Origin of the sequence: Reyranella sp. (assembly GCF_965227665.1) — a bacterium.
GTDB lineage: Bacteria > Pseudomonadota > Alphaproteobacteria > Reyranellales > Reyranellaceae > Reyranella.
In genome coordinates, this window is sequence record NZ_OZ245767.1 from 4,202,062 (window position 1) to 4,216,202 (window position 14,141).

12 protein-coding genes are annotated in these 14,141 nt (G+C 69.3%); 8 read left to right on the forward strand and 4 right to left on the reverse strand.

The window, feature by feature from the left end:
• Positions 1-363 (forward strand): hypothetical protein, encoded by a 363-nt coding sequence (locus tag ACO07I_RS20320; RefSeq protein ID WP_422010504.1) that lies wholly within the window; start codon positions 1-3, stop codon positions 361-363.
• A gap of 78 nt (positions 364-441) precedes the next feature.
• The gene (locus ACO07I_RS20325; RefSeq protein WP_422010506.1) at positions 442-807 is read left to right on the forward strand and encodes a hypothetical protein; all 366 of its coding nucleotides are present in this window, start codon (positions 442-444) and stop codon (positions 805-807) included.
• A gap of 21 nt (positions 808-828) precedes the next feature.
• On the opposite strand, the gene ACO07I_RS20330 is transcribed toward ACO07I_RS20325, so the two are convergent.
• Entirely contained in the window at positions 829-2,487 is a 1,659-nt protein-coding gene (locus ACO07I_RS20330) for a GMC family oxidoreductase (RefSeq protein ID WP_422010508.1), read from the reverse strand.
• 204 nt (positions 2,488-2,691) lie between these two features.
• Here ACO07I_RS20330 and ACO07I_RS20335 point away from each other — a divergent pair, with 204 nt between their 5' ends.
• Positions 2,692-3,780, forward strand: a complete 1,089-nt coding sequence (locus tag ACO07I_RS20335) for a site-specific DNA-methyltransferase (protein ID WP_422010510.1) — start codon at positions 2,692-2,694, stop codon at positions 3,778-3,780.
• Positions 3,781-3,896: 116 nt separating this feature from the next.
• On the opposite strand, the gene mutY is transcribed toward ACO07I_RS20335, so the two are convergent.
• The gene (gene mutY / locus ACO07I_RS20340; protein WP_422010512.1) at positions 3,897-4,946 is read right to left on the reverse strand and encodes an A/G-specific adenine glycosylase; all 1,050 of its coding nucleotides are present in this window, start codon (positions 4,944-4,946) and stop codon (positions 3,897-3,899) included.
• 52 nt (positions 4,947-4,998) lie between these two features.
• Between mutY and ACO07I_RS20345 the strand changes: the two genes are divergently transcribed.
• The 5 genes from ACO07I_RS20345 (at position 4,999) to ACO07I_RS20365 (ending at position 12,394) form a co-directional block, all read left to right on the forward strand.
• Complete coding sequence (locus ACO07I_RS20345; protein WP_422010514.1) at positions 4,999-6,075, forward strand: DciA family protein; 1,077 nt, start codon at positions 4,999-5,001, stop codon at positions 6,073-6,075.
• A 55-nt stretch (positions 6,076-6,130) separates the two neighbouring features.
• Entirely contained in the window at positions 6,131-6,790 is a 660-nt protein-coding gene (locus ACO07I_RS20350) for a DsbA family protein (protein WP_422010516.1), read from the forward strand.
• Between the two features lie 36 nt (positions 6,791-6,826).
• Positions 6,827-10,483 carry a chromosome segregation SMC family protein gene (locus ACO07I_RS20355; RefSeq protein ID WP_422010518.1) on the forward strand — a complete coding sequence of 1,219 codons (3,657 nt, stop codon included), beginning with the start codon at positions 6,827-6,829 and terminating at the stop codon, positions 10,481-10,483.
• A gap of 131 nt (positions 10,484-10,614) precedes the next feature.
• Positions 10,615-11,802, forward strand: coding sequence for a succinyl-diaminopimelate desuccinylase (gene dapE, locus ACO07I_RS20360; RefSeq protein WP_422010520.1), 1,188 nt, complete (start codon positions 10,615-10,617; stop codon positions 11,800-11,802).
• Positions 11,803-11,809: 7 nt separating this feature from the next.
• Positions 11,810-12,394 carry a hypothetical protein gene (locus ACO07I_RS20365; RefSeq protein ID WP_422010522.1) on the forward strand — a complete coding sequence of 195 codons (585 nt, stop codon included), beginning with the start codon at positions 11,810-11,812 and terminating at the stop codon, positions 12,392-12,394.
• Here the strand turns inward: ACO07I_RS20365 and truA are convergent.
• On the reverse strand, positions 12,344-13,132 hold the full coding sequence (gene truA, locus ACO07I_RS20370) for a tRNA pseudouridine(38-40) synthase TruA (RefSeq protein WP_422010524.1): 789 nt from the start codon (positions 13,130-13,132) through the stop codon (positions 12,344-12,346). The two genes, ACO07I_RS20365 and truA, sit on opposite strands and share 51 nt — an antisense overlap.
• 4 nt (positions 13,133-13,136) lie before the next feature.
• Positions 13,137-14,105: a methionyl-tRNA formyltransferase gene (gene fmt / locus ACO07I_RS20375; protein WP_422010526.1), complete on the reverse strand. Its 969-nt coding sequence runs from the start codon at positions 14,103-14,105 to the stop codon at positions 13,137-13,139.
• Positions 14,106-14,141: the final 36 nt, after the last annotated feature.

A 14,141-nucleotide genomic window follows, 5' to 3' on the forward strand; every position in this document is an offset into this window, starting at 1 on the left:
GTGGTCCCGCGGGATCGGCCGGAAAACGGCTCGTTCCTGACACTGATCAGGGCCGCGCATACGATCGTGTGGTTGTTCTTCGTGGCGTGCATCGCGGCGATCTGGTTTTTCGCCGCGCGCGCCGACTACCCAAACGCCGCGCTGTCGATCGGCCTCGTCACGGGCGAGGTCGTCGTGCTCGCCTTCAACGGATGGACGTGTCCGCTCACCGCCGTTGCCGCGCGACATACGGACGATCGTCGCGCGAACTTCGACATCTATCTTCCCGAGTGGCTGGCACGGCACAACAAGTCGATCTTCGGCCCCCTGTACCTCGCCGGCATCGCCTTCACCCTCGCGCGCTGGACCCGTCTGCTGCCGTAGAAAAGTTGCCCGTAGTGGGCTCTTGCGGGATTTCTTCAGGCCTGCGTTTATGCCGGGACCAATCCGATGAGGCCGCGCATGTCCAGACTTCTCCCGTCCCTGATCCTCTTTCTCGGCCTGATGACGTCGGGAGCCGGGGCCGCCTGGGCCCAGCCAGCGCCGGTTCAGACACCGCCCGCTGCGCGAGAAGCGATCGAAAAGGGCAAGGAGACCGCCGCGGAGCGTGCCCGCGCCATCGGGCCGGAACTGAAGGCGCTGCGGGACGAGATGGCCGCGCAGGTCGGCGAGGTGCGGAAGCTCATCGACAAGAGGGTCGATGAAGCCGAGGCCAAGGCGCGCAGCTACGCGCTGATGGCGGCGGGTGGCTTGTTCGTGATCATGGTTCTGGCCTCGGTACTGGGCGGCGTGATCGTCGCGCTGCTGTTCCGGCGCAACCGCGCCTGAGGCGGCGGGCGACGTCGGTCGCTATCCCGCCAGCACGAGGTCGCTCGCCCTTTCGGCGACCGCGGTCACGGCGGCGTTGCTCATCGCCGCGGGCAGGCCGGGCAGGACCGACGCGTCGATGACGCGCAAGCCCATGATGCCCTTCACGCGCAGGACGTCGTCGACGACGTCGCCGAGGCGGCAGGTGCCGGTGGGATGGTGGAACGAATCCGTCGCCCGGCGGATGAAGTCGTGGCGGCCGGCTTCGCTCGTCCAGGCCGGTCCGGGATAGACCTCGCTCGCCCGCCAGTCGTCGAAGGCCTTTGCCGCGCCGATCTCGCGCGCGATCTCGACGCCCTTCGCCAGCACCGCGAGATCGTCGGGTTCGCCCAGATAGTTCGGATCGATGATCGCCGCGGCCCGCGGATCGCGGGAGGCGAGCCTGACGGTGCCGCGGCTGCGCGGCCGCAGGTGGCAGGGCACCAGGACATAGGCCGGGGCGGAAAGAGGTCCGACGGTCGGCCGCACGAACGGCACAGACAGGCACATGATCAGAATGTCGGGGCTCTCGCCGGCCGTCGCGTGCGGCACGTAGAGCAGCGAGTCGCAGTGATTGTAATGCGAGGCGGGGACCGGGCGACGCGCCTGGTAGGCCACGCCGGCCAGCAGCAGGTGATCCTCAAGATGGCGACCCACGTCCGGCAGGTCGGCGGCGCTGGCGATTCCCTGCGCCCGCAGCTCGTCGGCCGGGCCGATGCCCGACAGCATCAGCAGGCGCGGCGAATCGATCGCCCCGGCGCAGAGCAGCACGTCGCCCTCGGGCCGCACGACCCGTTCGGCCAGGCGCACGCCCAGGCAGCGGCCGCGCTCGATTTCGAGGCCGAGCACCTCGGTGCCGGCGAGCAGATCGACCTGGGTCTCTCCAGGACCGCTCTCCAGACTGTCGAGATAGGCCGTCGCGGCGTCGTCGCGCCGCTGGCCCTTGATGCTGAGCTGGTTCCAGCCCACGCCGGTCGTGCTTTCCCCGCCGAGGTCGGGCGTCAGCGGGAATCCCGATTCCTGCGCGGCTGCCATGAAGGCCGCGGCGACCGGTGTGCGGTCCGTGACGTCGGCCAGCGAGAGGACATGCAGCGGGCCGTCGCCGCCGCGCCAGGCATTGGCGCCGCCGGAAAAAGTCTCGGCGCGCTTGAAGTAGGGCAGCAGGTCGGCGTGACGCCAGCCGGCCGGCCAGCGGTCGTACGCCGCCGCATGGCCGCGCTGGTAGGCCAGCGCATTGATGATGCTCGATCCGCCCACTGCCTTGCCGCGCGGACAGGTGATCGCGCGGCCGCCCAGCCCGGGCTGCGGTGTCGTCATGTACCGCCAGTCCAGCGCGCTCTCCTGAAGCGTCGGCCAGGCCGGCGGGGTCGTGACAGCCGGCAGGTTCGTGCGCAGGCCGGCCTCGATCACGAGCACGCGCCGCCCGGCCCGTCCCAGCCGATGGGCGAGAACGCAGCCTGCCGATCCCGCACCCACGATCACGTGGTCGTAGCTGGCGCGCAGTTGTTCGGGTGACGTCAGGGTACGGACGCCGCTGGCCGCCTTTGCGGGCGACGAAAGACCGGCAAGCGCGACGCCGCCGGCCATCGCCGCGCCCAGCGCCTCACGGCGCTTCAGTCCGCCCCTACCCTCACCGTCTTCACGTGATCGCGTCCCGCCCATCCCGCCTGCGTCCCCCGTCCCCGAAACGAGGTCATCCTCAAGAAGCAGGCCGCACTCCGCAATCCGAGCCAGGATCCGGTCTGCGCGGCCCGGCGACGCCCCACTTATGGTGGTTCAGCTGGCGATCACGACTCGATATGGTGTCTAAGCAATTGATTCAATTAGATTCTTGACCATCTGAGCCTGTGGATTCATCTTCCACAGATGCCTGTGGAAAAACTTGATCGCGTCCTCGTCGGCGATTGCATCGACCTGATGCTGAGCCTGCCCGAAGCGTCCGTCGACATGGTCTTCGCCGACCCGCCCTACAATCTGCAGCTGGGCGGCGAGCTGCTGCGGCCCGACCACAGCAAGGTCGACGCGGTCGACGACGACTGGGACAAGTTTGCCGACTTCGCGCGCTACGACCAGTTCACCAACGCCTGGCTGAAGGCGGCGCGGCGGGCCCTGAAGCCCGGCGGCACGCTGTGGGTGATCGGCAGCTACCACAACATCTTCCGCATCGGCACGGCGCTGCAGGACCAGGGCTTCTGGCTGCTGAACGACATCGTCTGGCGCAAGTCGAACCCGATGCCGAACTTCCGCGGCAAGCGCTTCACCAACGCGCACGAGACGCTGATCTGGGCGGCGCGCGATCGCGCCAACAAGAAGTACACCTTCAACTACGATTCGATGAAGGAGCTGAACGAGGGCACCCAGATGCGCTCCGACTGGCTGCTGCCGCTCTGCACCGGCGGCGAACGGCTGAAGGGCGAGGACGGCAAGAAGGCCCATCCGACGCAGAAGCCGGAGGCGCTCCTGTTCCGCTGCATCATGTCGGCGTCCAATCCGGGCGACGTCATCCTCGATCCGTTCTTCGGCACCGGCACGACCGGCGCGGTCGCCCGTCGCCTCGGCCGCCGCTTCATCGGCCTCGAGCGCGATCCCGACTATGCCGCCATCGCCCGCAAGCGCATCGCCCAGATCGAGCCGCTGGCGCCTGAGGATGTGACGCCCAAGCCCAGCAAGCGGGCCGAGCCGCGCATCCCGTTCGGTGTGCTGATCGAGTCCGGTCTGTTGCAGCCCGGCGCCGTGTTGAGCGATCCCAGCGGCCAGTTGCACGCCCGCGTGCGCGCCGACGGCTCGTTGTCCGCCTCCAATGCGCGGGGCGATCATCGCGGCTCGATCCATCAGGTGGGCGCGGCGGTGCAGGGCGCGCCGGCCTGCAACGGCTGGACTTTCTGGCACGTCGACGTCGCCGGCGCCCGCCTGCCGATCGACCATCTCCGTCAGCAGGTCCGCGCGGGGCTCTAAAAGGCCGCTGAAAAGGGCCAAGTCCTCTCATTAAACGAAACAATCGAAATAAACGAATCAGTCGAAACGAGAGTCGCACCCCTGAAGCCGGTATCCTGATACCGCTGACGGGGCTGCTAAGCCTTCACCGCGTGCTCGATGACCTTGCGCATGACCGTGGGCAAAGCGCGCTCGTCCAGCCGGTCGAGCGCCGACCAGCTCGTCCCGGGCGCCAGGGCGGCGAGCCGGCCCGTCGTCGCCATGGCGCGCGCGACGGTGAGTTCCAGATGGAAGTGCGTGAAGGTGTGACGCACCAGCCCGTCCATAACCGTCCAGCGCGCCGGGACCGGGGCTTCCGCGAGCGCCGTCGCCGCGACGAACGGGCCCTCGCGCCAGGGGCTCGACGGGACCTCGTCCATGCCACCCAGCAGTCCCTTCGTCGGCCGCTTGCGCAGCAGCACGGCGCCGTCCTTGCGCAGCAGCACGAAGGCGAGGCCGCGTCGCGTCGGCTTCTCGGTCTTGGGGGCCCGCCGCGGCAGATCCTCGGCGATGCCCTGCCGGCGGCCCTTGCAGCCCTGCATCAGCGGGCAGATGACGCAGCGCGGGTTGCGCGGAATGCAGACGGTGGCGCCGAGATCCATCATCGCCTGGGCGTAGTCGCCGGCGCGCTGCTGCGGCACCAGCCGGGCGGCGCGGACCTGGATGTCGGGTTTGGCATCGGGCAGCGGCGTGTCGATGGCGTAGAGGCGGGCGATCACCCGCTCGACATTGCCGTCGACCGCCGAGGCGGGACGGTCGAAGGCGATCGCCTGGATCGCCGCCGCCGTGTAGCGGCCGATGCCGGGCAGGGCGAGCAGGCCCGCCTCGTCCTCGGGAAAGCGGCCGCCATGGTCGTTGGCGACGGCCTGGGCGCAGGCATGCAGGTTGCGCGCGCGGGCGTAGTAGCCGAGACCCGCCCAGGCCGAGAGCACCTCGTCGAGCGGCGCGGCGGCCAGGGCCTCGACGGTGGGCCAGCGTTCGACGAAGCGGCGGAAATACTCGCCCACCGTGGCGACGGTGGTCTGCTGCAGCATGATCTCCGACAGCCAGACACGGTAAGGCGCCGTGCGTTCTCCTGGGGCTGCGCGCCAGGGGAGGGTGCGACGATGTCGATCATACCAGGCGAGCAGTCGGTCGGCGTGTGTCATGGTCAGTCGGTGGAGCGTGGCCTACCATACGGAGCGGAGTTTGAAAGGGTCCATGCGCGAAAACGGCTTCCGCGCGATCGGCGGTCTGGCCCAGAAGCTCACCTCGGGCATCGCCCGCGATGGAGCCAAGGGCGGCCGCAGCAACGCTCTCGTGCGCCTGAAGGCCGACTGGCCGGCGGTCGTCGGGCCGGATCTGGCGCGCACGACGCGGCCCGATGCGCTCCTGGCCGGGCGCGGCGCGCGGGCGGGCAAGGCCTTGCGGCTGAAGGTTTCCGGCGCTGCTGCCCTCGAGGTCCAGCACAGGAGCGGCCAGATCGTGGAACGGGTGAACGCCTATTTCGGGCACAGGATGATCGACGACGTGCGCATCGTGCAGGGAGTCATCGCGCCGCCGCGCACCGCACCCAAAGCCCAACGCCCCGATCCGGTGATCGAGCAGGAGGTGGCCAGCCGCACCGCTTCGGTCCAGGATCCCGAGCTGCGGGCGGTGCTGACCCGGCTGGGGGCGCGCATTGTTGCCGGGCGGCGGGGTTTCCTGCTGGGCGGCCTGGGAGCGCTCTGTCTCGGCGACGAGAGGCGGGCGCAGGCCCAATCGCCGGCCCGGTTCCTCGATCCGCAGCCCGGCGATCACGTTCTGGGCAATCCCGACGCTCCCAACGTGCTGATCGACTACGCCTCCTTCACCTGTCCGCATTGCGCCACCTTCAACAACGCCGTCATGCCGGCCCTGAAACGCGACTGGATCGACACCGGCAAGCTGAAGCTGGTGCATCGCCACTACCCGTCGGATGCGCTGGCCACGCGCGCCAGCCTCCTGGCGGAGTGTGCCGGGCCCGAGAAGTTCTTTGCCGCGGTCGACACGCTGTTCCGGACGCAGGTCCAGTGGCTCACCGCCTCCGATCCGGCGGCGGACCTGATGAGCGTGCTGGTCGAGCAGGGGGTGAGCGAGGCCGAGGCGCAGGCCTGCATCGCCAACGACCGGCTTTTGGACAAAGTCATCGCCGACGTGCAGTCCGGCCAGGCGCTGGGCGTCAATTCAACCCCGACCGTGTTCATCAATGAGCAGGGGTACGGCAATCCGGGGGGAATCGACGCCATCGCAGCGATTTTACGTCAGGTGGGCCGTTAACGTTTGACTCCCCACAGGCGGAATTCCCAAGATGTAGTGGAGAGGACTAAGGAAAATGCGGAATATCTTGATCGTCGCCGGCGGAGTCGTGGCGGTGGCAGCGATTGCTGGCGCCGTCTATTTCGGCACCCGCGCGCCTGCGTCCGGGCCGCCGCCCGTCGCGGCGGCGTCGGCCCCGAGCAAGGCCGGTCTGGAGACCGTGCAGCCGGGCGATCACGTGCTGGGCGACGCCAATGCGCCGATCACGGTGATCGAATATGCCTCGCTGACCTGCTCGCACTGTGCGCATTTCCACACGCAGGTCCTGCCCGAGATCAAGAAGAAGTGGATCGATACCGGCAAGGTGAAGCTGGTCTATCGCGACTTCCCGCTCGACCAGGTCGCGGCCAAGGCCGCCCAGATCGCCGAATGCGCCGGCAACGACAAGTATTTCGGCGTGCTCGACATCATCTTCCGCGGCCAGCCGCAATGGGCGACGGCGGCGGATCCGCTGGCCGAGCTCGCCAAGCCGCTGCGCATCGCCGGCATGGGCGAGAACGAGATCAAGGCCTGCCTCGCCAGCGACGCGATGAGCAATGCGGTGATCAAGGACTACCAGGGCGGCGAGGCGATGGGCGTCAACTCGACGCCGACCCTGTTCATCAACGGCCAGCTCTATCGTGGCGCGCGCTCCGTCGAGGAACTCGACGGCGTGTTCGGCAAGCTCGCCAAGTAGGCACTCCAAGCACGTAACCAGACAGGCGTGGTGTAAATGGTCCAGTTCGACAAGCTCCGGCTCTCCGGCTTCAAGTCCTTCGTCGATCCGACGGAGCTTACGATCGAGCCCGGCATGACCGGGATCGTCGGGCCCAATGGCTGCGGCAAGTCGAACCTGGTCGAGGCGCTGAAGTGGGTGATGGGCGAGACCTCCGCCAAGCAGATGCGCGGCAGTGAGATGGAGGACGTCATCTTCGCCGGCTCCGGCCAGCGGCCGGCGCGCAACATCGCCGAGGTGATGCTGACGCTGGACAACAAGACCCGCACCGCGCCGGCGATGGTGAACGACACCGACCAGCTCGACGTCGTGCGCCGCATCGAGCGCGGCCACGGCTCGGCCTATTCGGTGAACGGACGCGAGATCCGGGCGCGCGACGTGCAGACGCTGTTTGCCGACTCGGCCACCGGCTCGCGTTCGACCGCGCTGGTCAGCCAGGGCCGCATCGGCACGCTGATCAACGCCAAGCCGGTCGACCGTCGCGGCGTCATCGACGAGGCGGCCGGCATCACCGGCCTCTATGCCCGCCGTCACGAGGCCGAGCTGCGCCTGCGGGCCGCCGAACAGAACCTGGCCCGCGTGCAGGACGTGCTTGTCGCCCTCGAGGAGCAGCACAAGGGGCTGAAGCGCCAGGCCCGCCAGGCCAGCCGCTACCGCAACCTGTCGGATCACATCCGACGCGCCGAAGCCTCCGTGCTGGCGCTGAAGCTGGCCAATGCCGAGCGTGATCTCGCGAACTCCAGCGAGCGACTTAAGGAAGCGGAGGCCCAGGTCTCCGACCTGACGCGGCTGGTCGGCCTCGCCACCACGGCGCAGGCGGAAGCCGCGACCTCGCTGCCGCCGCTGCGCAACGAGGAGGCCGCCGCTGCCGCGGCGCTCCAGCGTCTGCGCGTGGCGCACGATGCCCTGACCGCGGAGGCCTCGCGGGTCGCCGCCGCCCAGCTCGAGGCCGGGCGTCGGCTGCAGCAGACCGAGCACGATCTCGCGCGCGAGCGCGGCCGCAAGGGCGATGCCGAGACCGCGATTTCCGATCTCGACAGCCAGCGCGTCCGTCTCGAGGAAGAGCGGGTCGGCGAGGATGAGCGCGCCGAAGCCGCCCAGGAAGCCCGCGACACTGCACGCACCGAGACCAATTCGGCGGAGGCCGCACTCGATCGTCTGACCCGCCAGATCGCCGACGACGAGGCGCTTCGCCAGAGCGTGTCGCGCGAGATCGCGGACCTGCAGGACCGGCTGCGCCGCCTGACCTCGCGTCGTGACGAAGTCACGGCCCAGCAGCGCCAGCTGGAAGCCGAACTCTCGAACCTGCCGGCGCTGCCGGAGGTCGAGGCCGAACTCGAAGCCGCCCGCACCGCGCTCGAGGAAGCGCGCCTCGGCGGCCAGGAGTCGATCGAGGCGGCCCGCGAGGCCGAGCGTTACGAATCCGACGCCGCGCGCTTGGCCGTCGCCAAGGCCGAGGCCGAGCGGCTCGACATGGAGCGTGCGCGTGCGGCCGAGCGGCAGGCGGCGGAAGCCAGCCACGCCGTTGCCGTCGAGACCCTGCAGAAGACCAACGCCCGCCTGACCAAGCTGCGCGCCGAGGAGGCGGGAGTCGCCGCGGCGCTGAAGTCGTCGGCCGATTCGCTGTGGCCGCCGCTGCTCGACGCCCTCTCCGTCGAGCCGGGCTACGAGAAGGCGCTGGGCGCGGCGTTCGGCGACGAGCTCGAAGCCTCGTCGGATCGCGGCGCGCCGGTGCACTGGCTGCCGCTCGAGGCGCTGGCCGAGACGCCGGCTCTGCCCGAAGGGGCGACGCCGCTCGGGGCCCATGTCGGTGCCTTGCCGGAACTGGCCCGCCGCCTTTCCTTCATTGGCGTGGTGGCCAACGACGAGACCGGCGCGGCGCTGCAGGCAGCCCTCAAGCCCGGCCAGCAGCTCGTCACCCGCGAGGGCGCGGTCTGGCGCTGGGACGGCTACACGATGCGGGCCGGCGCGCCGTCGACCGCGGCGGTGCGACTGAGCCAGCGCAACCGGCTGGCCGAGATTCGCCATCAGATCGACGGCGTCGTCGCCGAGCAGACGATCGAGCAGGCGCGCGTCGATGCCGAGAAGACCTGGCTCGCCGCAGCGCGCGAGGCCGAGAAGATCTGCGTCGAGCTGGCCCGCACCAACGAGCGCAGCGTCGCCGACGCCGCGCGTCGCAAGGCACAGGATGCCGGCGAAGCCACCCGCGCCGCCGAGCGCGCGGCCCAGGCGGCGATTGCCACGGCCGAGCGGCTCGCCACGCAGGCGCGCGACCGCCATGTCGAGGTCGCCCGCCGCACCGACCAGCTGCGCACCCGCTTGGCGGGCATCGAGACGACGGTCGCCGAAGTGCTGGGCGACATCGCCGAGGTCGAGATGCGCCGCACCTTCCGCGAGGCGCGCCTGTCGTCGATCTCCGACACCCAGGCGGACCGGGCGGAAGCCGGCGCGCTGCGCGTGCGCATCGCCGAACTGCGGGCCGCGCTGGTCGAGGCCGAAAGCCAGTGCGACCGTCTCGCGCGCGACTCCAAGATGCGCATCGAGCGCCTGGCGCAGATCGCGCAGGACCATGAGGGCTGGAGCAAGCGCCTGCACGAGGCCGACGGCCAGATCCTCGAACTCGATGCACGGCGCGAGCAGACCGCGGAAGCGATCGCCGAACTCGAAGCCAAGCCGGCCGAGATCGAGGAGAAGCGCTTCGTCCTCGCCGAGGAGATCGAGAAGGCCGAGTTCAACCGCCAGGAAGCCGCCGACCGGCTGGCGATCGGCGAGACGCGCCTTTCGGAATCCGACAAGGCGCTGCGGCAGGCCGAGACCGAGATGGCCCAGGCGCGCGAGACCTGGGTCCGTCGCGAGGGGCAGGTCGAGCAGGCGACGAAGGACCGCGAGACCGTGGTCGAGCGCATCGTCGAGCGACTGCGCTGCGAGCCGGACGGCGTTCTCGCTTTGGCCGAGGTCCAGTCGATCGAGGAGCTGCCGGAGCTCGACAAGGCCGAGCACAAGCTCGAACGGCTGGTGCACGAGCGCGAGACGATGGGCGCCGTGAACCTGCGGGCCGAGGAAGAGGCCAACGAACTCGAGCAGCAGATCACCGCCATGACGACCGAGCGCGACGACCTGGTCGCCGCCATCGGCCGCCTGCGGCAGGGCATCCAGAGCCTGAACCGCGAGGGCCGCGAGCGCTTCCTCGCCGCCTTCGAGCAGGTGAGCGGCCATTTCCAGCAGCTCTTCACCAAGCTGTTCGGCGGCGGCAAGGCCGAGCTGCGGCTCACCGAGTCGGAGGATCCGCTGGAGGCTGGCCTCGAAATCCACGCCAGCCCGCCGGGCAAGAAGCTGCAGGTCATGTCGCTGCTCTCGGGTGGCGAGCAGGCCCTGACGGCCCTGTCGCTCCTGTTCGCGGTGTTCATGACCAACCCGGCGCCGATCTGCGTGCTGGACGAGGTCGACGCGCCGCTGGACGACCTCAACGTGGAGCGCTTCTGCGGCCTGGTGAACGACATCGCCGGCCGCACCGACACGCGCTTCCTGATCATCACCCACCATCGCGTCACCATGGCGCGCATGGATCGGCTCTACGGCGTGACCATGGCCGAGCGGGGCGTTTCCCAGCTCGTGTCCGTGAACCTGCAGGAGGCCGACCGCATGGTGGCCTGAGCCTTTCGACGGCGTCAGCCTAAGCAAGCAAGACAATCTTCCTCTCAAATAAACTGGGCGCCGGCTGGCCTGACGGCGCCCTTTTCTTTGCGCCCTTCTCAGGGCCGGGGCGGGCCTGTAGTGTCCGGCCCATGCCCGATTCGCTCAGCACCAACGTTACCGATGTCATCGAACTGACGCGCACGCTCGTGCGCTGCGAGAGCGTGACTCCGCGCGAAGCCGGTGCCCTGCAGCTGCTGGAACAGACGCTGGCGCCGCTCGGCTTCGCGTGCGAGCGCATGGATTTCACCGAGGCCGGCACCGACGACGTCGCCAACCTCTATGCCCGCATCGGCACCGGCGGGAAGCATTTCTGCTTCGCCGGCCATTCCGACGTGGTGCCGGTGGGCGATCTTTCCTCATGGACGATCGGTCCGTTCGCGGCCGAACTGTCGGGCGGCTACCTGTTCGGACGCGGCGCCGCCGACATGAAGGGCGCTATTGCCGCCTTCACCGACGCCGCGTCGCGTTTCCTCAGCCGTCGCGGCCGCGATTTCGGCGGTTCGATCAGCCTGCTGATCACCGGCGACGAGGAGGGCCCGGCGGTCAACGGCACGGTCAAGATGCTGCAGCGGCTGGCCGACCGCGGCGAGACGATCGACGCCTGCATCGTCGGCGAGCCGACGAGTTCGAAGCGCTTCGGCGACATGATGAAGATCGGCCGGCGTGGCAGCATGACCGTCGACTTGGTCGTGCGCGGCGTGCAGGGGCATGTGGCTTACCCTGAACGGCTCGACAATGCCGTCCATCGCCTGTCGGCGATCATCGAAGCGCTGGTGCGCGAGCCGATCGACAAGGGCAGTACGCATTTCCAGCCGACCTCGCTGCAGTTCACCACCGTGGACGTCGGCAACCCGGCGACCAACATCGCGCCGGGCGTCGCCAAGGCGCGCTTCAACACGCGCTTCAACGATCTCTGGACCTCGAAGACCCTGCTGGCGCATCTCAAGGAGCGGATCGAGCGCGCCAACGAGGCGCTGGGCGGAAACGGTACCGTCGACTACAGCGTCCAGGTCTCGGGCGAGTCGTTCTACACGCCGCCGGGGCCGCTCAGCGACCTGGTGGCCGGCGCGGTGCGCGACGTAGCCGGTGTCGAGACCGAACTGTCGACCACCGGCGGTACGTCGGATGCGCGCTTCATCCGCAGCTACTGTCCGGTCCTCGAATTCGGGCTGGTCGGCGAGAGCATGCACAAGGTCGACGAGAAGAGCGCGGTTGCCGACCTCAAGATGCTGGCGCGCGTCTACGAAACGGTACTCGACCGTTACTTCGCGCCCTGAGACGCGCGTGATCAGCACTGGTGAAATCGCCCGCGGCATGCAGGGCGCGCTTGGACTTCTGAAGCGCGACCCGGCCGCCCCATCCTACTTCGACAATACGCTGGAAGCCTGCGTCCGCTCGTTCCAGGTGATGATCCTGGTCGCGCCGCTGCACATCACGCTGATGCTTCTGCGCTACACGAGCGTGACCTCGACGGCCGACGAACTGGAGATCGTGCTTGTCGAGGCGCTGCGCTACGTCGTCGACTGGCTGCTGTTCCCGGTGCTGTTCTACGAGATCGCGCGACGGCGCAACTGGCTCGGCCTGTTCCCGCGCTACATCTCGGCGCTGAACTGGGTCAACCTGCCGGCGATGATCATCGCCGTGATCGGCGTGGTGCTGTCGACCCTGCTGCCGGCGGTGCCTGCCGAGCTCGTCCGGGTCGCGCTGCAGGCGCTCTTCTTCTACTGGTTCCTGACGACGACGCGGGCCACGCTGGGCGTGGCCTGGCCGGTCGCGACGCTGCTGCTGGTCGTCAACTGGGTGCCCTCGCTCTTCATCTCACTGATCGTCGACCGCTTCCTCGGCATCGCCCTCGCGGCCGGCGCCTAACTCGTAGCGTACTTCCATCAGGCAGAGGCCGTGCGGCGGCGCCGTCGGACCGGCGCGGGTACGATCGCGCGCGGCGAGCGCCGCCTCGACATCGCCGCGGCTCCACTGGCCGCGACCGACGAGATGCAGGGTGCCCACCAGGATGCGCACCTGGTTGTGCAGGAAGGAGCGCGAGCCGACGTCGACATGGATCTCCTCGCCGTGGCGCGTGACCTCGAGCAGGTCGAGCGTCTTCAGCGCCGAGGGCGCCTGGCAGGCGGTCGAGCGGAAGCTGTTGAAGTCGTGGTGGCCGACCAGCACGGTGGCCGCATCCGCCATCCGCGCGACGTCGAGAGCGACCGGCACGTGCCAGAGCTGGCCGCGATCGAGCGCGGGCGGCGCACGACGGTTGATGATGCGATAGCGGTAGCGCCGCCATGTCGCCGAGAAGCGGGCATGGAAGCCGGGCGGCGCGAGTTCGGCGGTGAGGACCGAGACCGGCTGCGGTTTCAGGTGGAAGTTGATCGCCGAGCGGATGGTCTCGACCGGCCGCTCGCTGGAAAGGTCGAGATGCACGACCTGACCACGCGCATGGACGCCGGTGTCGGTGCGGCCGGCGGCCTGGACGGGCGGTCGCTCGCCGGTGAAGGCGAACACCGCCTCTTCGAGCGCGGCCTGCACCGAAGGTCCGTTTGGCTGGCGCTGCCATCCGACGAACGGCGCGCCGTCATATTCGATCGTGAGCTTGTAGCGCGGCACGGCGTCAGGTCGGCTGCGGCATCGTCAGGACTGTGGGCGGCGCCAGCACCGTGCCGGCGTCGAGCGCGAAACCGCGCAGAAACGCATCGGCCGACTGCGCCGACTTGCCGGGGCGCTGCAGCTTCAGGAGCTTCAGCCCGCCGACACCGCAGGTCACGACCGGAAAGCCGTCGCGGGCGATGGAGACGCTGCCGGGCGTTCCCCCGGCCAGGGTGAGGGCCGCCGCCAGCACCTTGATGCGCTCGACCCCGCCCGCCTTGGGCGCTTCGAAGTAGGTGCCGGGCCAGGGATCGAATGCCCGCACCTTGCGCTCCAGTTCGGCGGCCGGCCGGCGCCAGTCGAGCGCGCCTTCCTCCTTGCCGAGCTTGTGGGCATAGGTGACGCCCTCGACCGGCTGGACGACCGGCTCGATGCTCCGGCGCAGCAACCCGTCGAGGGTCGAGACGATCAGGCGGGCGCCGAGATCGGCCAGCCGGTCGTGGACGGTTTCGGCGGTATCGGCGGCGGAAATCGGCGTGCCTTCGGCCAGCAGCATCGGGCCGGTGTCGAGGCCCTCGTCCATGCGCATGATGGTGACCCCGGTTTCGGCGTCGCCGGCCAGGATCGCGCGATGGATGGGGGCCGCGCCGCGCCAGCGCGGCAGCAGGGAGCCGTGGATGTTGATGCAGCCCAGCACCGGCGCGTCGAGGAAGCTTTTGGGCAGGATATGGCCATAGGACACGACCACGGCAGCATCGAGATCGAGCGCCTTGAAGGCCGAGGCCTCCTCGTCGCTCTTCAGGGTGCGCGGCGTGCGGACCGGGAGGCCCAGCCGGTCGGCGAGCTCGTGCACGGGCGTCTTGCGCTCCTGCTGGCCGCGACCGGCGGGTTTGGGGGCCCTGGTGTAGACGCAGGCGACGTCGTGGCCCGCTTCGACCAGCGCGGCGAGTGCCGGCACGGCGAAGGCGGAAGTGCCGAGGAACGCAATCTTCATCGCCGCACCTTATAGGCAGCCGCGCGACGGTGAGCT